Origin of the sequence: Pseudomonas sp. lyk4-R2A-8 (genome assembly GCF_030209095.1) — a bacterium.
Taxonomy (GTDB): domain Bacteria; phylum Pseudomonadota; class Gammaproteobacteria; order Pseudomonadales; family Pseudomonadaceae; genus Aquipseudomonas; species Aquipseudomonas quebecensis.
Map to the genome: position 1 here is coordinate 46,385 of NZ_JARVSS010000003.1, position 20,085 is coordinate 66,469.

Sequence of the window (20,085 nt, forward strand, 5' to 3'; positions counted from 1 at the left end):
GGGCGCTTTTCGTCAGTGCTGTGTTGCCAAGGGGGTTACCCTTAACGGAACATCGCGCTGATCGATTCTTCGTTGCTGATGCGGCGAACCGCTTCGGCTACGACCGGTGCGATATCCAATTGACGGATACGCGCACAGGCTTGAGCGGCGGCGGACAACGGGATGGTGTTGGTCACCACCAGTTCGTCCAGCACGGAATTTTCGATGTTCTCGATCGCTCGGCCCGACAGCACAGGGTGCGTGCAGTAGGCGAAGACTTTGGCCGCACCGTGCTCTTTCAAGGCTTTCGCCGCGTGGCACAGGGTGCCGGCGGTGTCGACCATGTCATCAACCAGAATACAGGTACGCCCTTCGACATCACCGATGATATGCATCACTTCAGAGTGATTGGCTTTTTCACGGCGTTTGTCGATGATCCCGAGGTCCACGCCCAGGGATTTGGCAACTGCCCGTGCACGCACGACGCCACCAATGTCCGGGGACACGATCATCAGGTTTTCAAAGCGCTGGTCTTCGATGTCATCCACCAGGACGGGGGAGCCGTAGATGTTATCTACCGGAATATCGAAGAACCCCTGAATTTGGTCTGCGTGCAGGTCAACCGTGAGAACACGGTCGATGCCTACCACGGTCAGCATGTCAGCCACGACTTTCGCGCTGATGGCCACACGTGCGGAACGCGGACGGCGATCCTGACGGGCATAACCAAAGTAAGGGATTACAGCTGTGATTCGAGTCGCTGAGGAGCGGCGGAAGGCATCAGCCATCACGACGAGTTCCATCAGGTTATCGTTGGTCGGAGCGCAGGTCGGCTGAATAATGAAGACATCTTTACCGCGGACGTTTTCATTGATCTCGGCTGTAATTTCGCCGTCGGAGAATTTACCGACAGAGATGTCACCGAGAGGGATATGCAGCTGACGTACGACACGTCGAGCCAGATCGGGGTTAGCGTTCCCCGTAAAGACCATCATCTTGGACACGCGCAGTACCTAGAGGCTGAGGGTAACCTGGATGAGTATAGGAAAATGGCAGGGGCGGCTGGATTCGAACCAACGCATGGCAGGATCAAAACCTGCTGCCTTACCGCTTGGCGACGCCCCTGTATCTGTTGCAACGAGTACCCAGTACTCGATTCCTTTTAGAGCAGACTTTGCAGCTTGCGATGCAACATCGAAACGTTGCTTCCCTTTGCTACAAACCCTGTAAGGGTCTCTGTAAGAAGGGCCGAGACTTTATCAGCTTCAGCTTTGCTTGGGAAGCCCCCAAACACACAACTTCCAGTTCCGGTTAATTTTGCTTCGGTAAATTTACCTAACAAATTCAATGCGTTACGTACTTCTGGATAACGCCTTGCTACAACCGGTAAGCAGTCATTTCGACTGTTTCCCTTGGGAACGGGGCGCACTTTAATGGGAGGAGAGTTACGTGTCAACAGCGGATCTGAAAAAATTTCTGCTGTACTTACAGATACTTGCGGGACAAGCACGACATACCACGGCTCGTCGGGCTCCACAGGGGTCAGTTTTTCCCCCACGCCTTCGGCAAAAGCCGCGTGGCCACGCACGAAAACCGGGACGTCGGCACCCAGCGTCAAGCCCAGCGCCGCCAGGCGATCAGGGTCCCAGCCGAGCTGCCACAGGTGGTTAAGACCCAGCAGAGTGGTTGCGGCATTCGAGCTGCCACCGCCGATTCCACCGCCCATGGGCAGGATCTTATCGATCCAGATATCGATGCCGAGCGCGCAGCCCGATTGCTCCTGGAGCTTTTTCGCGGCGCGCACGATCAGGTTGCTGTCGTGGGGTACGCCGTCGAATTCCGTATGCAGGCGAATCACACCGTCTTCGCGCACGGCGAAGGTCAATTCATCACCGTAATCGAGAAATTGAAACAGCGTCTGCAGCTCGTGGTAACCGTCTTCACGGCGTCCGAGAATGTGCAGCATCAAATTGAGTTTGGCCGGGGAGGGCAGGGTCAGTTTTTCTGCGCTCACGTCATTGCCCCAGCTTGCGCGGTTGCCAGTCCTTGATCACCAGCGTGACGTCCAGATCGGTGCCGTGCAGCTTGATGCGTTCAGGCAGCCAATAGCCGTTCTGTTGCACGTAGCTTAAGTATTCAACCTGCCAGCCATCCTGTTCCAGGGTGGCCAGGCGGCTGTCGCCGTTGAGGCTCAGGCGACTCTTGCTGTCCGGGGCTGGCAGCCCGCGAACCCACCAGACGAGATGAGACACCGGCAACTTCCAGCCAATCTGCTCTTCCAACAGAGCCTCCGGGGAGCTTGCTTCGTAGCGGCCCTGGTTGGCCACTTCAAGGCTGACTTGCCCCGGCCGGCCGGTCAGGCGCGCTGCGCCACGGCCCAGTGGGCCTGAGAGGCGAATATCGTAGTAGTCCTGGCGCTGCAGCCAGAACAATGTGCCGCTGCCGGAATCTTTCGGCGCGCGAACGCCGACTTTCCCCTCGATCTGCCAGCCATCGATGCTGGCCAGCTGATTCTTGTGCTGCTGCCATTGCGCCGGGTTGCCCTGGCCTTCAACGGATTCGCGGGTGCCAAGGCCGGAGCAGCCGGCAAGTAAGGCGATAAGACTGAATATTGCAACGTGGCGCAAAAACATAAGCTTAAAGGGTCTCGGATCCGGTCAGGCGCTTGATGGTGCCGCGCAGAATAGGGCTTTCAGGTTGTTCCTTGAGGAATTTCTCCCAGATCTGGCGGGCTTCACGTTGCTTGCCATTGGCCCACAGCACTTCGCCCAGGTGAGCGGCGACTTCCTGGTCGGGGAAGCGCTCCAGTGCCTGGCGCAGCAACCGTTCAGCCTCATTCAGATTGCCCAGGCGGTAGTTCACCCAGCCGAGGCTGTCGAGTACGGCCGGGTCTTCCGGGTTGAGCTTATGCGCCTGTTCGATCAGCGCCTTGGCCTCGTCGTAGCGCGTGGTGCGATCAGACAAGGTGTAGCCCAGAGCGTTGAGCGCCATCGCGTTGTCCGGATCGCGCTTGATGATCAGGCGCAGGTCTTTTTCCATCTGTGCCAGGTCATTGCGCTTTTCCGCCTGCATGGCGCGGGTGTACAGCAGATTCAAATCGTCGGGGAATTGCAGCAGGGCTTGCTGCAGCACTTTCCAGGCGCGATCGCCTTGATTGTTAGCAGATAATGTCTCGGCCTGGATCAGGTACAGCTGGATGGCGTAGTCCGGCTCGGCAGCCCTCGCCGCGGCCAGGCGCTTTTCCGCCTCGTCGGTGCGGCCGTTACTCGTCAGGATATCGGCCTGGCGCAGTTGCGCCGGCAGGTAGTCGTTGCCGGGGCCGACCTGGGCATATTCGAGCAGCGCAGCCTGTGGATCGTTGCGTTCTTCGGCAATACGGCCAAGGTTCAGGTGTGCCGAGTCCACATGGCTTTCGCGCTGGATCAACTCTTCCAGATACCCTTTGGCCTCGTCCCAGGCTTTGGCTTCCAGGCACACGAGGGCCAGCGAATAGCGCAGTTCGTCGTCGTCCGGGTATTGCTGGACCAGATTGGCGAACTGCACTTTGGCGTCCTCCATACGGTCCTGTTCCACCAGCGTGCGGGCGTAAGTCAGGCGCAGGCGCTTGTCTTCCGGGTATTTCTTGATGCTTTTTTCCAGCAGCGGAATCGCTTCCTTGCCGCGATTGAGGGCCTGCAGCAGGCGAGCGCGCAGGAGGATCGGGGCGATCTCGCCGTCGTCCGGCGGGTTCTGCTCCAGCAGTTTCAAGGCCGCCTCGGCCTCGTCATCCTGCTGCAGCAACAGGGCCTTGCCGAAAATCAGCTGACTGTTCTTCGGGTGCTTTTGCAACAAACGGTCGAAACTTTTCATCAGGCCATTGCGGGTGTCCTGATCGGTGTCGGCGGCCGACAGCGCGAGGAAGTCGAAATGGGTGTCGCCCTTGCCCTGCAGGACTTTCTCCATATACACCATGGAGTCGTCATAGCGTCCGGCCCGCGCCAGTTGGATGGCTGCGGCCCGCTGTGCTTCCAGGTCGTCCGGGGCGTTCTTTGCCCAGATCAGTGAAGTATCCAGCGCCGCTTGATCGGCCCCCAGGTACTCGGCGATGCGAAACGCGCGCTCGGAGATGCCCGGGTCCTGCGTATTGATGGCCTGGGTGACGTAGTTGTCCAGCGCAATGTCGAAGCGATTGCGTTGGCCGGCCAGTTCGGCAGTCAGCAGGCTGTACACCGTTTCTTCACTGAACGATGAATACACCTTGGGCTTTTCTGGGGCGGGGGTGCTGTCTTCCGCCGGCGGCGTACCGTCCGGCTGCGCGGGGGCCATGGCCTGGCAGCCGCTGAGGAAGACAAAAGCAAGGAGCAACGCGGAAGATCTATTCATATAGGAAGAGGACGACTAACCTGCGGTCGGATCATCATGACACAAGCCTTCGGTCAAACATAACCGAGTCTCAGTGCGCGCCTTTTATAGGCACAAGGTATAGGGACAATAGACGACGGTGGTTGTTCTGAATCTTTCGAAGTAGGACAATCGCCGGCTTCCCGACATCATCAGCGATATTGAATGGCCTTCCTCGCACTCGGTATTAACCACAAGACTGCCTCTGTAGACGTGCGCGAGCGCGTGGCGTTTACGCCTGAGCAGTTGGTTGAGGCCTTGCAGCAGCTCTGCCGGCTCACCGACAGTCGCGAAGCTGCGATCCTTTCGACCTGCAATCGCAGCGAGCTCTATATAGAACAGGAACATCTCTCGGCGGATGTCGTTCTGCGCTGGCTGGCCGATTACCATCATTTGAGCCTCGATGAGCTGCGCGCCAGCGCTTATGTGCACGAAGAGGATGCGGCAGTTCGTCACATGATGCGCGTGGCATCCGGTCTCGATTCGCTGGTATTGGGCGAGCCGCAGATTCTGGGCCAGATGAAATCCGCCTACGCCGTAGCGCGCGAGGCCGGCACAGTGGGGCCGCTGCTGGGCCGGTTGTTCCAGGCCACCTTCAATTCCGCCAAGCAGGTGCGCACCGACACCGCTATCGGCGAGAACCCGGTGTCGGTGGCGTTTGCCGCCGTCAGCCTGGCCAAGCAGATTTTCAGCGACCTGCAGCGCAGCCAGGCGCTGCTGATCGGCGCCGGGGAAACCATTACCCTGGTCGCCCGTCACCTGCACGACCTGGGAGTCAAGCGTATCGTGGTGGCCAACCGCACCCTGGAGCGTGCCAGCATTCTGGCCGAGCAGTTCGGCGCCCATGCGGTGCTGTTGGCGGATATTCCCGCTGAACTGGTACGCAGTGACATTGTCATCAGCTCCACCGCCAGCCAGTTGCCGATCCTGGGCAAAGGCGCGGTGGAAAGTGCGCTGAAACTGCGCAAGCACAAGCCGATTTTCATGGTGGATATCGCCGTTCCCCGGGATATCGAGCCTGAAGTCGGCGAATTGGACGACGTTTACTTATATAGCGTCGACGATCTGCATGAAGTGGTCGCCGAAAACCTCAAGACGCGGCAGGGCGCAGCCCAGGCCGCCGAGGAAATGGTCAGCACCGGCGCCGAAGATTTCATGGTGCGCCTGCGCGAATTGGCGGCGGTGGATGTGCTCAAGGCGTATCGTCAGCAGGGCGAACGTCTGCGCGATGAAGAGCTGATCAAAGCTCAACGTCTGTTGGCCAATGGCAGCAGCGCTGAAGAGGTGCTGATGCAATTGGCGCGGGGCCTGACCAACAAATTACTGCATGCACCCAGCGTACAGCTCAAGAAATTGACCGCCGAAGGCCGCCTCGATGCGCTGGCCATGGCCCAGGAACTCTTTGCCCTCGGTGAGGGCGCGTCAGACAGCTCTTCGGATAAAAAACCGCAATGAAAGCGTCACTGCTCAATAAACTGGACGTGCTCCAGGACCGTTTCGAAGAACTGACCGCATTGCTTGGCGATGGCGAAGTCATCGCCGATCAAGCCAAGTTCCGTGCCTATTCCAAGGAATACGCCGAAGTTGAGCCCGTGGTCGCCACCTACAAAAACCTGCTCAAAGTGCAGGCCGACCTGGAGGGCGCCCAGGCGCTGCTCAAGGACAGCGACCCGGACATGCGTGAAATGGCCGTGGAAGAAGTCCGCGAGGCCAAGGAAAAGCTTGCCGAACTGGAAGGCGACCTGCAGCGCATGCTGCTGCCCAGGGACCCCAATGACGGGCGCAACGTATTCCTGGAGATCCGCGCCGGCACCGGTGGCGACGAAGCCGCAATTTTTTCCGGCGACCTGTTTCGCATGTACTCGCGCTACGCCGAGCGTCGCGGCTGGCGGGTGGAGATCCTGTCCGAGAACGAAGGCGAGCACGGCGGCTATAAGGAAGTCATTGCGCGTGTCGAAGGCGACAATGTCTATGGCAAGCTGAAGTTCGAGTCCGGCGCGCACCGTGTACAACGGGTGCCGGCCACGGAATCCCAGGGCCGCATTCACACCTCCGCATGCACAGTGGCCGTGTTGCCCGAGCCGGACGAGCAGGAAGCCATCGAGATCAACCCGGCGGACCTGCGCATCGACACTTACCGCTCGTCGGGCGCCGGCGGCCAGCACGTCAACAAGACCGACTCGGCGATTCGTATCACTCACTTGCCGTCGGGCATCGTGGTGGAGTGCCAGGAAGAGCGCTCCCAGCACAAGAATCGGGCGCGGGCGATGTCCTGGCTGTCGGCCAAGCTTAACGACCAGCAAACCAGCGCCGCTGCCAATGCGATTGCCAGCGAGCGCAAACTGCTGGTGGGTTCGGGCGACCGTTCCGAGCGTATTCGCACCTACAACTTCGCCCAGGGCCGAGTAACCGACCACCGGGTCAACCTCACCCTGTATTCCCTGGACGAGATCCTCGCCGGCGGCGTGGACGCGGTCATCGAGCCGTTGCTCGCCGAATACCAGGCCGACCAACTGGCGGCGATAGGTGAATAAATGACCATCATCGCCAGCCTGTTGCGCGCCGCCGACCTGCCTGATTCGCCCACCGCGCGTCTGGACGCCGAACTGTTGCTGGCCGCGGCCCTGGGCAAATCGCGCAGTTACCTGCACACCTGGCCGGAAAAAATCGTCAGCAGCGAAGACGCCCTGACATTTGCCGGCTACCTGCAGCGCCGCCGTGCGGGCGAGCCCGTGGCTTATATTCTCGGCCAGCAGGGCTTCTGGAAACTCGACCTTGAAGTGGCGCCGCACACGCTGATCCCGCGTCCGGAGACCGAAATGCTGGTGGAGGCGGCGCTGGAATTGTTGCCCGCTACACCCGCCCGGGTGCTTGATCTGGGCACCGGCAGCGGCGCGATTGCCCTGGCCCTGGCCAGCGAACGCCCGGCCTGGCAGGTCACCGCGGTCGACCGTGTGCTGGAAGCGGTGGCACTGGCCGAGCGTAATCGCCAGCGTCTGCACCTGGCTAACGTCACGGTGCTCAACAGCCATTGGTTCAGCGCCCTGCATGGTCATACCTTCGACTTGATTATCAGCAACCCGCCGTATATCGCCGACAACGATCCGCATCTGGTGGCCGGTGACGTGCGTTTCGAGCCGGCCAGCGCCCTGGTGGCGGGCCATGATGGCTTGGATGACCTGCGGTTGATCATCAAAGACGCGCCGGCCCACTTGAATGCCGGTGGCTGGTTGCTGTTGGAACACGGTTACGATCAGGCCCCTGCGGTGCGCGACCTGTTGCATAGCCAAGGGTTTGAGCACGTGCACAGCCGCGTCGACCTGGGCGGCCACGACCGTATCAGCCTGGGGCGCCGGCCGTGCTGACCGACCAGGAGCTGTTGCGCTATAGCCGACAGATTCTGTTGCAGCATGTGGACATCGACGGCCAGTTGCGCCTCAAAAGCGCCCGCGCCCTGATCGTAGGCCTCGGCGGCCTGGGCGCGCCGGTCGCGCTGTATCTGGCGGCTGCGGGAGTGGGCCAGCTGCATTTGGCGGACTTCGACACGGTCGACCTGACCAACCTGCAACGTCAAATCATCCATGACACCGCCAGCGTCGGGCAGACCAAAGTCGACTCGGCCATGGCGCGCCTGAGCGCGATCAACCCCGACATCCGCCTGGTGCCCCATCGCACCGCGCTGGACGCCGATTCGCTGGCCGCTGCCGTGGCCGGCGTGGATGTGGTACTCGATTGCAGCGACAACTTCTCCACCCGCGAGGCGGTCAATGCCGCCTGTGTCGCCGCCGTCAAGCCGTTGATCAGCGGCGCGGCGATTCGCCTGGAAGGCCAGCTGTCGGTGTTCGACCCGCGTCGCGCCGACAGCCCGTGTTACCACTGTTTATACGGGCACGGCAGCGACGCCGAGCTGACCTGCAGTGAAGCCGGCGTGGTCGGCCCGCTGGTGGGGCTGGTCGGCAGCCTGCAAGCCCTCGAGGCCCTGAAGCTGCTGGCCGGTTTCGGTGAACCGTTGGTCGGGCGTTTATTGCTGATCGATGCCTTGACCACGCGTTTTCGCGAGCTGCGGGTCAAGCGTGACCCTGGCTGCAGTGTCTGCGGCACTCGCCATGGGTAAGGACGCGCCGATCGGTGTGTTCGATTCCGGTGTCGGCGGCCTGTCGGTGCTGGAGGAAATCCAGCAACTGCTGCCCCACGAGTCGCTGCTTTATGTGGCCGATGGCGGACATATCCCCTATGGCGAGAAAACTCCGGCCTTTATCCGCGAACGTTCGCGTTTGGTCGCGGCGTTTTTCCGTGAGCGGGGCGCCAAGGCGTTTGTGATTGCCTGCAACACGGCCACCGTTGCCGCCGTTGCTGACCTGCGCCTGGATTACCCCGATTGGCCGTTGGTGGGCATGGAGCCCGCCGTCAAACCCGCCGCCGCCGCGACCCGCAGCGGTGTGGTCGGCGTGCTCGCCACCACCGGCACCCTGCAAAGCGCCAAGTTCGCGGCGTTGCTTGATCGTTTTGCCGCCGATGTGCGCGTGATCACCCAACCCTGTCCGGGCCTGGTGGAACTGATTGAAACCGGCGACCTGGACAGCCCGGCCCTGCGCCAGTTGCTCCAGGGCTACGTCGGGCCGCTGCTCAGTGGCGGTTGCGACACCATCATCCTTGGCTGCACTCACTATCCCTTCCTCAAACCGCTGCTGGCGCAGATGCTCCCGCCGAGCATCATCCTGATCGATACTGGCGCCGCAGTGGCACGTCAACTTAAGCGTTTATTGGGTGAACGCGACGTGCTGGCCGGCGGCGAACCTGCGATGGCGCAGTTCTGGACCAGTGGCGATCTGTCTCACTTCAGAAATGTCCTACCGACACTATGGAAACATCCCGGAATTGTGCGAAGCTTCCGCACGTGAAAATTTCGTGAAATTTCGCCATTAGAAGCTGAACTTCTGTCACTGCGCAGGCTTCTATAGCGAGATTGCTTGTACAAAAAACCATACAACTCGTTCGGAAGGGATGTTTTATGAAGCGCTTGTTCTGTTTGGCTGCGATTGCAGCCGTCGCGGTAGGACACTCGTTATCGGCGCAGGCCGCCGGCCTCGAATTCGGCCTGGGGGCCACCAGTGATTCGACGCTGACGTATCGCCTGGGGCTGACGTCGGATTGGGACAAGAGCTGGATGCAGAGCGACATGGGGCGCCTGACCGGTTACTGGAGCGGCGCTTACACGTATTGGGAAGGTGACGACCGCGCAGGCGCCAGCAGCCTGTCGTTCTCGCCAGTGTTCGTGTATGAATTCGCCGGGCAGTCGGTCAAGCCGTATATCGAGGCCGGCATCGGTGTGGCGGTGTTTTCCCGCACCAAGCTGGAAGACAACAACATTGGCCAGGCTTTCCAGTTCGAAGACCGCTTGGGTTTCGGGCTGCGCTTTACCGGTGGGCATGAAGTGGGCATCCGCGCCACGCATTATTCCAACGCCGGTATCAGCAGCAACAACGATGGGGTAGAGAGCTACGCGCTGCACTACACCATGCCGTTGTAACCGCCCTCCCGTAAAACCCTTGCGGCAGGGGGCTTGCCTCCTACCGCATGGCGCATCAGCGATACGCCGTGGCAATGCCCTGGCGTTCGTCCAGACACTCCGGTGCGCCCATCTCGAATTCGCGACAAATCAGCGGTCGCCGCTCGTAAATTGTGCACATCATCGTGTCCCGATCCAGCGCCGCGCACCAGCCGTCGTCCAGGCGCAGCATGACTTCACCGCCCCAATCGTCCGTGTCGATATAGCGCTGCGGTACACCCGTGTCGGTAATCAACATGACTTCCAGCTGACAGCAGCACGCCGCACACGTAGAACAGGTGACGGCGGGTTCAGCAATTTGCAGGTGGGGGATGGTGTTCATAGGCGCGCAGTGTAAGGCAAGCGCAGGCTGTGGGTGTGAAAGGTCTGACAGACGTCAGCGTGCCAGCCGATGCAATCCGACAAAAACCGTCGCCCACAGCAGTGCCAACCCGCTGAGCGTCGGTGCCAGGGCGAAGCCAAATCGCACCCCCGCCAACTGGCTGCCGGCGTAATACGACAGCGGCCCACCCACCGCGCCCAGCAAGGCGGCCAGCCACCAGGGTTGCGCGCTCCAGGCCAGGCAATGCCGCAGCGTGGTCGCCAGTAGGGCCCACAACAGCATCAGCCAGAACGGGATCAACGGCCCCGGTTCGCTGAACTGAAACACCCCCGACACCCGCAGCAAGGTGTCCAGCACAGTGCCCGCCAGGGTCACGCCGATAATCAGCGCGCCGTCCTCGGCCCATGAACTTATCCACAGCAGGTGAACGGCCAGGACTACCACACCCAGCAGCAACCAGAGGCTGTCGCCGCCCAGCACGCAGGCAAACCAGCCGCACTGGAACAGCGCGGCGTTGGCCACGGTTTTAAGCATTGAAGCGTCCGAGCAGGGGTGGGTTGATGGCTGCGGGCTTGGCCAGCAGCAATTGAGCGGTGCCGATGGTGCGCTCCATAAAGCCACCTTCGCAGTAACACAGGTAAAACTCCCACAGCCGCAGGAAGTATTCGTCGTAGCCCAGTTCCGATAGGCGGCCATGGGCGCGGCGAAAATTCTCATGCCACAGGCGCAGGGTTTTTGCGTAGTGCAGGCCGAAGTCTTCCATGTGCAACAGGTTCATGTCGGTGTCGCGGCCGACGATGTGCAGCATGTTCTGCACCGAAGGCAGGGCGCCGCCGGGGAAAATGTAGCGTTGGATAAAATCCACACTGCGCCTGGCCTGCTCGAAACGCTGTTCGCGAATGGTGATGGCCTGCAGCAGCATCAGGCCGTCGCGCTTGAGCAACTGCGCGCATTGCTTGAAGTAGGTGGGCAGAAAGCGATGGCCCACCGCTTCGATCATCTCGATCGACACCAGTTTGTCGTACTGCCCCGTCAGATCGCGGTAATCGCTCAGCAACAGGGTGACCTGGTCCTGCAGGCCCAAGGCGTGGATTCGTTGCTGGGTGTAGGCGAACTGTTCTTTGGACAACGTCGTGGTGGTGACCTTGCAGCCGTAATGCTGCGCCGCATACAGCGCCATGCTGCCCCAGCCGGTGCCGATTTCCAGCAAATGGTCGCTGGGTTTAAGCGCCAGTTTCTGACAGATGCGTTCCAGTTTGTTCAGTTGCGCCTGTTCCAGCGTGTCGTCGGCCGTCAGAAATTGCGCCGCCGAGTACATCATGGTCGGGTCCAGAAACGCTTCGAACAAGTCGTTGCCCAGGTCATAGTGAGTGGCGATATTTTTTTGCGAGCCCTTGCGCGTATTGCGGTTGAGCCAGTGCAGGCTTTGGGTGAGCGGGCGCGCGAGGCGGGCCAGGCCACCCTCCATCGCGTCGAGTACGTCCAGGTTGCTGACCATCACCCGCACTACGGCGGTCAGGTCCGGACTGGTCCAATGGCCGTGGATAAATGCCTCGCCGGCGCCGATCGACCCGTTGGCCGCCACCAGGCCCCACACGGCCGGATCGACGATCTGGATTTCCCCTAGCAGGTGCGCTTCCCGTGCGCCGAACACTTGGCGTTCACCATCCTCGATCACCACCAACTGGCCGTGGCGCAATTGGCTGAGTTGACGCAGCACACCCTTGCGCAGCAGCGCGGTGGTCATGCCGTTGACGTTCAGGCGGCTGGCCTTGACCGATAAGCTAGGGGATTTCATGGCGATGTTCCTTGGTATACCCGACGGCGGTGCGAGAGGCGCCATCGGCGGCCCGGTGGGAGAAAATCGGTGTACGTTTAAGCAACAGACGCAAGGCCTGCCAGTAAATCGCCAGGCAGGTCTTGGCGGTCATCCACGGAAAGCGCCACAGGTAGCGGTGCAGGCTGGCGCGGGTCAGCGCCTCTTTGTGCAGGCTGAGGGTGGCGTCGAAGACTTTCAATTCGCCCTGCCAGTCGGCCATGTGCACGCCGAGCCGCTCGGCGGGCGGGCTGAAGCTCATGCGGTATTGCAGGTCGCGCGGCAGGAACGGCGACACATGGAACGCCTTGGCCACGGCAAAATGCTGGTGCTCGTCCGCACCCAGAGCCTGGGCCGGCAGCACGTAGCGATAGCGCTCGCGCCAAGGGGTATTGGTGACTTCACACAGGATCGCGGCCAGTTGCCCGTCGGCCTCGAAACAGTAGAAGAAACTCACCGGATTAAAAGCCAGGCCCCAACTGCGGGCCTGGGTCAGTAGGCAGATAACGCCCTGGGGTGTACGCCCCAGCGCCTTGCCGACTTCCTGGCGCACGGCATCGCTCAGGCTCATGCCGTGGCCGGTCAACTCACGCAGGTAGTCCTGCTGGCGAAAACCAAAAGGCGCCAGGCGGCTGCGCCCGGCCAGGGGCGAGAGCCCTAGCACGTGGTCTTCTTCACTCAAATCCAGGTACAGCAGGCCGATGCGGTAGCGAAACGCATGGCCCTTGGGCGCAAACCGGCGATGGGCGATCCAGCCGCTGTACAGGGCACTGTTCACAGGGTTTCCCCAAAGGCTTGCGCCACGCGCAGGGCGCTGACTACGCCGTCTTCATGAAAGCCATTGGCCCAGTAGGCGCCGCAATAATGGGTATGGCGGGCGCCGTTCAATTCTTCCCAGCGGTTCTGGGCGGCGACGGCGCCCAGGCTGTATTGCGGATGGGCATAGGTGTAGCGCGCAAGAATCTTCAGCGGGTTGATCACCGCCGTCTGGTTGAGGCTTACGCAGAACGTCGTGGCGCTGTCGATGCCTTGCAGGATGTTCATGTCGTAGGTCACGGCGGCCTGGGCCTGACTGTCGCCGGTCAGCCGGTAGTTCCAACTGGCCCAGGCCAGTGTGCGATCGGGCAGCAGGCGCGTGTCGGTGTGCAGCACCACGTCGTTATCGGCATAGGGCAGGGCACCGAGGATCTCCTGCTCCGCCTGGCTCGGGTCGCCGAGCAACGCCAGGGCCTGGTCGCTATGGCAGGCGAACACCACGCGGTCAAAGGACTCACTGCCGGACGCGCTGTGGATAACCACGCCGTCCTCGTTGCGCTCGACGTTATGCACAGGGCAGCTCAAGCGGATCCGCTCACGAAAACCGCGAGTCAGGGGTTCGATGTACGCACTGGAGCCGCCTTCGATCACGCACCACTGTGGGCGATTGTTCACCGAGAGCAGGCCGTGATTCTTGAAAAAACGCACGAAGAACTGCAACGGAAAGCCCAGCATGTCCGCCAGCGACATCGACCAGATCGCCGCGCCCATCGGCACGATGTAGTGGCGCACGAAGCGCTCGCCATAGCCGCCGGCGGTGAGGTAGTCGCCCAGGGTCATGTCGGCGCTGATGCGGTGTTCCTGTAAATCCAATGGCGCCTGGCGATTGAAGCGCAGGATGTCGCGCAACATGCCCCAGAAGCCCGGCGACAGGATATTGCTGCGCTGAGCGAACAAGCTGTTGAGGTTATTGCCGTTGTACTCAAAGCGCGTGCGCTCGTCGCACACCGAAAAACTCATCTCGGTGGGTTTGAACGCCACGCCGATCTGCCCCAGCAAGCGAATGAAATTGGGGTAGGTCCAGTCGTTGAACACGATGAAACCGGTGTCCACCGCGTAGTGCTGGCCTTCCACCGTGACCTTGACCGTATGGGTATGGCCCCCAATGCGGTCGCCGGCTTCGAACAGGGTGATGTCGTGACGGCGGTTGAGCAGGTAAGCGCTGGTCAACCCGGCGATGCCGCTGCCGATGATGGCGATCTTCACAGGTCGTCCTTCTTCGGCGGAGCACTGCGCAACATGCGCTTGCCGATGATCAACTGCGCGCGGTTAGGCAGCTTCGACAAGGGCCACAGGGTGGCGATAAACAGCGCGGGGAAGGCGATCTCCAACGGCCGCTTTTGCAGTTTGGCGAAGATATGCCGCGCGGCCTTGTCGGCGGGCCAGCTCAGGGGCATCGGGAAGTCATTGCGTTCGGTCAGGGGCGTGTCGACAAAGCCCGGGCTGATCACCGTGACGTCGATGTTTTCCGGCGACAGGCTGATGCGCAGCGATTCGAACAAATACCGCAGGCCGGCCTTGGAGGCGCCGTAGGCCTCGGCGCGCGGCATCGGCAGGTAGGTCACGGCGCTGGCGACGCCCACCAGGTGTGGCGTCAGGCCGGCGCGCAACAGCGGCAGCGCCGCTTCGATGCAATAACTGCTGGCCAGCAGGTTGGTGCGCACCACATGCTCGATGATGGACGAGTCGAACTGGCGGGCGTCGACGTATTCGCAGGTGCCGGCGTTGAGGATCACGGTGTCCAGCGCGCCCCAGGCGTGGGTAATGTGTTCACCGATTTCGCGCACGGTCTGGCTGTTGGTCAAGTCGCCGGCCACCACCAGCACTTGGCCGGGGTAACGTTGCGCCAGGGCCTCCAGCGGCTCTTTGGAGCGTGAGCTCACGGCCACTTGGGCGCCGCTGTTGAGCAGCTCCTCGGCCAGCGCGGCGCCGATGCCACTGCTGGCGCCGGTCAGCCAATAACGACGGGGCGTCACGCTATTCATCCCACTCTCCTTTTCAGCCAACTGACCACTTTGCCGAGTACGGGCAGGTGTTCATACAGCAGGGCGCCAGCGTCGAAATAGTCACGATGGCGGTAGACCTTGTCACGCCACATCAGGTGCGAGCAGCCTTCCACGCGAATCACCCGGCCATTGGCCAGGCGCGGGTGGCAGAAGCTCATTTTCCAGCGCAGGTAGCCTTCGCCTTCGGCCACCTGATCGAAGCCGTGAAAGTCGAAACGCAGTTGGCTGACATTGCCGTACAGCGTTTCGAAATATCGGTGCAGCGCGGTCAGACCGTGCACCTCGTGCAGCGGATCGGTAAAGACGATGTCCTTGCTGTACAGGCTGTCGAGCAGGTGCAGGTTGTGCTTGTCCAGCGTGGCAAAGGTGTGGGCGAAGCGGCGCAGAAAGTCACTCATGGGCACCCCCGGCGGCTTCGCGCGATGGCAGGCTGCGGAACGCGGCCAGGGCGCGCTCGCGGGATTTTTTCAGATCGACGATGGCGCGGGGGTAATCCGCCACGCCAAACAGGCCGCCAACCGCATCGGGGTTGTGGACTTCCTTTTTATTCAACCCGGCCAGTTCCGGCAGCCAGTGCTTGATGAACACGCCGTCGCGGTCGAATTTTTCCGACTGGCTCAGCGGGCTGAAAATCCGGAAATACGGCGCCGAGTCGGTGCCGGTGGACGAACTCCACTGCCAGCCACCGTTATTGGCGGCCAGGTCGCCGTCGATCAGGTGGCGCATAAAGAAACGTTCGCCTTCACGCCAGTCGATCAGCAGGTTCTTGGTCAGGAACATCGCCACCACCATGCGCAGGCGGTTGTGCATCCAGCCGGTGTCGAGCAACTGACGCATCGCCGCGTCGATGATCGGCAGACCGGTGCGCGCCTGTTGCCAGGCGGCGAGGTCCTCGGGTGCGTCACGCCAGGCCACCGCTTCGGTTTCGGGGCGGAAGGCGCGATGGCGGGACACGCGCGGGTAGCCCACCAGAATATGTTTGTAGAACTCACGCCAAAGCAGTTCGTTGATCCAGGTGATCGCACCGATATCGCCGCTTTCGAACTCGCCCTGATTGGTTTGCAGCGCCGCGTGCAGACACTGGCGCGGCGAGATCACACCGGCTGCCAGGTAGGCCGACAATTGGCTGGTGCCGGGCTTGGCGGGGAAATCGCGCTCATCCTTGTAATAGCTGATCTGCGCGTCGGCGAAGGTTTCCAGGCGGCGCCGGGCTTCATCTTCGCCGGCAGGCCAGAGTGCGCGCAGGCGCTCGCTGGGCGGTTCGAAGCCATCGACGGCGATCGGCACGGCGTCGCTCTCGATGGCGAGTTTTTGCTGCGCCTTCGGCGCGTTCACCAGACGCGGCAGGGCGCTGTGCAGGCGGGTGTAGCAGACCTTGCGAAACTGGCTGAACACTTGGAAATACGTGCCGCTTTTGGTGAGCACACTGCCTGGTTGAAAAAACAGTTGGTCCAGGTAGCTGTGGAAAGTCACGCCATCGGCTTCCAGCGCCTTGGCCACCGCTGCGTCGCGGCGGCTTTCATGAATGCCGTACTCTTCGTTGACATGCACCGAGGCCACGCCCAGTTCGCCGCACAATTGGCTGAGCACGGCGGGCACCTGGTCCCAGGTGGCGGCGGTGCGGATCAGCAGCGGGATGTTGAGTGCGCCCAGGGACTGGCTCAAGTGCTGCAGGTTGCGCAGCCAGAAATCCACTTTGCACGGTGCGTCATCGTGGGCCCGCCATTGTTCGGGCGTGATCAGGTAAACCGCCGCCAGCGGGCCGCGCTGGCTCGCGGCGGCCAGGGCGGTATTGTCGTGAAGGCGCAGGTCGGTGCGCAGCCAGATCAGGTGCATTTAGACGAGTCCACGCTGGAGCAGAAGTTGGTGGGCCGACAGCGGGTCTTCGGCGACGGACAGATCGGCAAGGTCATGGCTGAGCAACGCCAGCTCGGCCTGATGAATGCTCACCGTGGGACCGACCAGCAGCGTCGGGCAGTCAACACCGCCCAACAGTTTGGCGAAGGCCGGCAGTTGCAAGGCCTTGCTTGAATACAGCAACACTGCGCGTGGTTTGAGATGTTCCACCGCCAGCGCCAGTTCGCCGGCGGGCAGCGGCCAGTCGAAGACTTCCACCGGGCAATCGGCGCTGCTGGCCAGCCAGGCGCTGAGCCACAGGTGCGGCTCCAGCGGCAGGTCGGATTGATTGATCAACAGCAGTGGCGCACCGTGCAATTGGCGATTGTTGTGGTAGATGCGCGCGCCGAATTTGCTGCGCAGCCATGACAGAAAAAACACCCGCTCCATCTGAGCGCCGAACTGGCCCTGCCAGCGTTGCTCCAGTTCCTGGATCAGCGGCAGCAGCAGTTGCTCGCACAGGGTGCGCGGCGGGTAGAGCGCCATGGCCTGGTTGAAGGCATCGTCCACCCGGCGCTCGGCCAGGTCGCTGATGGCCTGCACCAGGGTCTGGCGCAGGCTCTGCCATTCGTTGGCAACGCTGTCGGGGCTGGTCTGGGCGGAGTCGATCAGGTTTTTCACCTGGCTGACCGGTACGCCTCGGTTGAGCCACGTCAGGATGGTGTGAATACGTTGCACATGCTCGGCACTGAATAGCCGATGCCCTTTGGGCGTGCGCTGGGGCACGATCAAGCCATAGCGACGTTCCCAGGCGCGCAGGGTCACTGCGTTGACGCCGGTCTGACGCGCGACCTCACGGATCGGCAGCCAGCCATCTTCAAGGGCTTGGGCAATGTCTTCGCCGGGTTCTTCGTGCACGGCGGTTTTCATGACGCTTTTCATGGGTTAGATCGCATTTCGCAGGCTGAGATTTTCCGGGTGCGGCTGCAAGTACGCCTGCTGCGCGATGTAGCGGTCCGGGTGTTGGCGAAAGTGGTGCTTGAGCAACGTCAGCGGCACCACCAGCGGCACGATGCCGTGGCGGTATTGGCCGATGACGGTTTGCATTTCCTGTTTGTCGTCTGCGCTGATTACCTGCTTGAGGTAGCCGCTGATGTGCTGCAGCACGTTGCTGTGGGTGCCGCGGGTGGCGCATTTTTTCAGGCCGGTCATCAATTCGCTGAAGTAGCCGGCGGCCAGTTCTTCCAGCGGGATGCCTTTGTCCATCGTGCCCAGCAGGTGGCCGAGGCTTTTGTAATGTTGCGGACTGTGGGCCATCAGCAGGTACTTGTAGCGCGAGTGAAAGGCCAGCAAGCGATGGCGGCTCAAGCCTTCGGCCAGCAGTGCTTGCCAGCTTGCATAGACGAACACGCGGGTAAGGAAGTTTTCCCGCAGGACCGGGTCGTTCAGGCGCCCGTCCTCCTCTACCGGCAGGTTGGGGTGGCGCGCGCAGAACGCCTGGGCATAGATGCCGCGACCGCCGCCGTCCACCGGTGTGCCGTTTTCACGATAGACCTTGACCCTTTCCAGGCCACAGGATGGTGACTTCTGCATGAAGATGTAACCGCACAAGTCAGTATGTTCGCGCGCCATCTGCCGGCCGTAATCGTCCAGCGGTTGGGTGACGTTGAGCGCACGGTTCACGGTACCGACGGCCTGCGGCTGGGCAGGGTCGCCTACCAGGCGAATCGGCTCGCGGGGAATGCCCAGGCCGATGGCCACTTCCGGGCACAAGGGAACGAAGTCGAAATAGTCGGCCAGGGTCTGGCAGCAGAGCAGGGATTGCTTGTGTCCGCCATTGAAGCGCACGTTCTCGCCCAACAGACAGGCACTGATAGCGATCTTCGGTTTGGGGCTGTTGGACATGGGCAAACCTCTGCGAAATTCCTATACAAACTCTATAGCCTGTACAACTAAATCTCATCATAGGTTTGATGCTGTACAAGTCAAATTATTTGTATAGGTTTTTGCGCGAAGGTTATTTCCAGCCGATTGTCCACGTTTCGGCGTCCTGCAGGGTCTGCCACGGCAGCCGCTTGCCACGGCGGGTCATCACTGCCTGCAGTTCGAGTTCGAGTACGGTGCCTTCCTCATCACGAAACAGCTCAGTGACCAGGAAATGTTTTTCCTTGTTTTTCGGGTGTGCTGCTGTCCATTTCGACAGCAGCAATTTATCCGGGTTGATGCGGTTCATTGCAGATGCTCGATCAGACGGCGCGCCGCTTCCTGGCCACTGAGCCAGGCGCCTTCTACGCGGCCGGACAGGCACCAGTCGCCGCAGACATACAACCCCAGGTCAGCATCGGCGAGTACGCCGAACTCATGGGCGCTGGACGGTCGCGCATAGAGCCAGCGATGGGCAAGGCTGAACGAAGGCTCGGGCATGGTGCTGTGCAGCAACTCGGCGAAGGCACCGTGCAGGTATTCCGTGATTGCTTCCTTGGACAGGTCCAGGTGGGCCTTGCTCCAAGCGCTGGTGGCATGCAGAACCCAGGTGTCGAGGCGCGTGTCGCGCCCTGGCTTGCTGCGGTTGCGTGCCAGCCAGTCGAGGGGGCTGTCTTGTACGAAACAGCCTTGCATCGGGGTGTCCAGCGGTGTGTCGAAGGCCAGGGCGACGGCCCAGGTGGGGTCCATTTTTACCCCGGCGGCGACGCTCGCCAGTTTGGGCGCGGCCGCCAGCAGGGCGCTCGCTTGGGGCGCCGGGGTGGCGATGATCACGTGGCTGAAAGGCCCGTGATTGCCGCCGTCGGCGTCCTGCAGGTTCCAGTGATGTTTGCCCTGGAACACCTCGGTGATGCGGCAACCGAACTGCACCGGCAAATCATCCAGCAGTGCGCGAGTGATGGCACTCATGCGTGGTGTGCCGACCCAGCGCACCTGTTCATCGGGGGAGGGAGTGAGCTGGCCGGACTTGAATTGGTAGAGCTTGGGTAGCCACTGATCGACCACGCCCTGCGCCTGCCAGCGCTGCACCTCGGTGGCAAAACGCCGATCACGGGCGGTGAAGTACTGGGCGCCCATGTCCAGCGCACCGGCATCGCTGCGTTTGCTGGACATACGCCCGCCGCTGCCGCGACTTTTATCGAAGAGTTGTACAACATGCCCGGCCTCTTTTAACGCTCGGGCGGCGGAGAGACCGGCAATACCGGTACCGATAATCGCGATGGGTAGAGTCATGGTGAGCCTCATTTACCGTTGCGTACAGGCTACGCCGAGACCAATAGCTGTACAATATTGTTTTTTGGTATAAGTTTTGGCGTACCTGAACCGTTGACGTGTCCTATGGTTAACCATACGCCACGCCCAACTACGAATTGATCCC

22 protein-coding genes and 1 tRNA gene are annotated in these 20,085 nt (G+C 61.4%); 6 read left to right on the top strand and 17 right to left on the bottom strand.

Annotated features, from left to right (window positions below; translation table 11 throughout):
• Positions 1-41: 41 nt before the first annotated feature.
• From QRN10_RS03595 to QRN10_RS03615, 5 genes are all read right to left on the bottom strand, one after another.
• Positions 42-983 (bottom strand): ribose-phosphate pyrophosphokinase, encoded by a 942-nt coding sequence (locus tag QRN10_RS03595; protein ID WP_003171603.1) that lies wholly within the window; start codon positions 981-983, stop codon positions 42-44.
• A 46-nt stretch (positions 984-1,029) separates the two neighbouring features.
• Positions 1,030-1,104, bottom strand: a tRNA-Gln gene (locus tag QRN10_RS03600).
• A 37-nt stretch (positions 1,105-1,141) separates the two neighbouring features.
• Positions 1,142-1,945, bottom strand: a complete 804-nt coding sequence (ispE, locus tag QRN10_RS03605; protein ID WP_266247463.1) for a 4-(cytidine 5'-diphospho)-2-C-methyl-D-erythritol kinase — start codon at positions 1,943-1,945, stop codon at positions 1,142-1,144.
• A gap of 49 nt (positions 1,946-1,994) precedes the next feature.
• A complete protein-coding gene (gene lolB / locus QRN10_RS03610; protein WP_181079590.1) occupies positions 1,995-2,612 on the bottom strand; it encodes a lipoprotein insertase outer membrane protein LolB in 618 nt (205 codons plus the stop codon).
• A 4-nt stretch (positions 2,613-2,616) separates the two neighbouring features.
• Positions 2,617-4,341: a tetratricopeptide repeat protein gene (locus QRN10_RS03615; RefSeq protein ID WP_181079591.1), complete on the bottom strand. Its 1,725-nt coding sequence runs from the start codon at positions 4,339-4,341 to the stop codon at positions 2,617-2,619.
• Between the two features lie 183 nt (positions 4,342-4,524).
• Between QRN10_RS03615 and hemA the strand changes: the two genes are divergently transcribed.
• The 6 genes from hemA (at position 4,525) to QRN10_RS03645 (ending at position 9,889) form a co-directional block, all read left to right on the top strand.
• A complete protein-coding gene (gene hemA, locus QRN10_RS03620; RefSeq protein WP_181079592.1) occupies positions 4,525-5,814 on the top strand; it encodes a glutamyl-tRNA reductase in 1,290 nt (429 codons plus the stop codon).
• The gene (prfA, locus tag QRN10_RS03625) at positions 5,811-6,893 is read left to right on the top strand and encodes a peptide chain release factor 1 (RefSeq protein WP_181079593.1); all 1,083 of its coding nucleotides are present in this window, start codon (positions 5,811-5,813) and stop codon (positions 6,891-6,893) included. Before hemA ends, prfA begins: the two co-directional genes overlap by 4 nt.
• Complete coding sequence (gene prmC, locus QRN10_RS03630) at positions 6,894-7,724, top strand: peptide chain release factor N(5)-glutamine methyltransferase (protein ID WP_285427858.1); 831 nt, start codon at positions 6,894-6,896, stop codon at positions 7,722-7,724.
• Positions 7,718-8,473 (top strand): molybdopterin-synthase adenylyltransferase MoeB, encoded by a 756-nt coding sequence (locus QRN10_RS03635; RefSeq protein ID WP_181079595.1) that lies wholly within the window; start codon positions 7,718-7,720, stop codon positions 8,471-8,473. Before prmC ends, QRN10_RS03635 begins: the two co-directional genes overlap by 7 nt.
• Entirely contained in the window at positions 8,466-9,260 is a 795-nt protein-coding gene (gene murI / locus QRN10_RS03640; protein ID WP_253511991.1) for a glutamate racemase, read from the top strand. The genes QRN10_RS03635 and murI overlap by 8 nt, the downstream gene beginning before the upstream one ends.
• A 110-nt stretch (positions 9,261-9,370) precedes the next feature.
• The gene (locus QRN10_RS03645; protein ID WP_181079597.1) at positions 9,371-9,889 is read left to right on the top strand and encodes an acyloxyacyl hydrolase; all 519 of its coding nucleotides are present in this window, start codon (positions 9,371-9,373) and stop codon (positions 9,887-9,889) included.
• Between the two features lie 55 nt (positions 9,890-9,944).
• Here QRN10_RS03645 and QRN10_RS03650 read toward each other — a convergent pair whose 3' ends face one another.
• The 12 genes from QRN10_RS03650 to QRN10_RS03705 all read right to left on the bottom strand — a co-directional run bounded on the left by QRN10_RS03650 (position 9,945) and on the right by QRN10_RS03705 (position 19,940).
• Positions 9,945-10,250 (bottom strand): YkgJ family cysteine cluster protein, encoded by a 306-nt coding sequence (locus tag QRN10_RS03650; RefSeq protein WP_181079598.1) that lies wholly within the window; start codon positions 10,248-10,250, stop codon positions 9,945-9,947.
• A gap of 54 nt (positions 10,251-10,304) precedes the next feature.
• Positions 10,305-10,784, bottom strand: a complete 480-nt coding sequence (locus tag QRN10_RS03655) for a DUF2878 domain-containing protein (protein WP_285427859.1) — start codon at positions 10,782-10,784, stop codon at positions 10,305-10,307.
• A complete protein-coding gene (locus QRN10_RS03660) occupies positions 10,777-12,048 on the bottom strand; it encodes an SAM-dependent methyltransferase (protein ID WP_181079600.1) in 1,272 nt (423 codons plus the stop codon). Before QRN10_RS03660 ends, QRN10_RS03655 begins: the two co-directional genes overlap by 8 nt.
• A complete protein-coding gene (locus QRN10_RS03665; protein ID WP_181079601.1) occupies positions 12,035-12,844 on the bottom strand; it encodes a DUF1365 domain-containing protein in 810 nt (269 codons plus the stop codon). The genes QRN10_RS03660 and QRN10_RS03665 overlap by 14 nt, the downstream gene beginning before the upstream one ends.
• Entirely contained in the window at positions 12,841-14,088 is a 1,248-nt protein-coding gene (locus QRN10_RS03670; RefSeq protein ID WP_181079602.1) for an NAD(P)/FAD-dependent oxidoreductase, read from the bottom strand. The genes QRN10_RS03665 and QRN10_RS03670 overlap by 4 nt, the downstream gene beginning before the upstream one ends.
• The gene (locus QRN10_RS03675) at positions 14,085-14,867 is read right to left on the bottom strand and encodes an SDR family NAD(P)-dependent oxidoreductase (RefSeq protein WP_253510382.1); all 783 of its coding nucleotides are present in this window, start codon (positions 14,865-14,867) and stop codon (positions 14,085-14,087) included. The genes QRN10_RS03670 and QRN10_RS03675 overlap by 4 nt, the downstream gene beginning before the upstream one ends.
• Positions 14,864-15,286 (bottom strand): nuclear transport factor 2 family protein, encoded by a 423-nt coding sequence (locus QRN10_RS03680; RefSeq protein ID WP_181079604.1) that lies wholly within the window; start codon positions 15,284-15,286, stop codon positions 14,864-14,866. The genes QRN10_RS03675 and QRN10_RS03680 overlap by 4 nt, the downstream gene beginning before the upstream one ends.
• The gene (gene phrB / locus QRN10_RS03685) at positions 15,279-16,724 is read right to left on the bottom strand and encodes a deoxyribodipyrimidine photo-lyase (RefSeq protein ID WP_285427860.1); all 1,446 of its coding nucleotides are present in this window, start codon (positions 16,722-16,724) and stop codon (positions 15,279-15,281) included. The genes QRN10_RS03680 and phrB overlap by 8 nt, the downstream gene beginning before the upstream one ends.
• Complete coding sequence (locus QRN10_RS03690) at positions 16,725-17,654, bottom strand: MerR family transcriptional regulator (protein ID WP_253510386.1); 930 nt, start codon at positions 17,652-17,654, stop codon at positions 16,725-16,727. It lies immediately after the preceding gene.
• A 15-nt stretch (positions 17,655-17,669) separates the two neighbouring features.
• Positions 17,670-18,629, bottom strand: coding sequence for a YbgA family protein (locus QRN10_RS03695; protein ID WP_285427861.1), 960 nt, complete (start codon positions 18,627-18,629; stop codon positions 17,670-17,672).
• 112 nt (positions 18,630-18,741) lie between these two features.
• Positions 18,742-18,957, bottom strand: coding sequence for a TIGR02450 family Trp-rich protein (locus QRN10_RS03700; protein ID WP_266245915.1), 216 nt, complete (start codon positions 18,955-18,957; stop codon positions 18,742-18,744).
• Positions 18,954-19,940: an NAD(P)/FAD-dependent oxidoreductase gene (locus tag QRN10_RS03705; RefSeq protein ID WP_253510390.1), complete on the bottom strand. Its 987-nt coding sequence runs from the start codon at positions 19,938-19,940 to the stop codon at positions 18,954-18,956. The genes QRN10_RS03700 and QRN10_RS03705 overlap by 4 nt, the downstream gene beginning before the upstream one ends.
• Between the last annotated feature and the right edge of the window lie 145 nt (positions 19,941-20,085).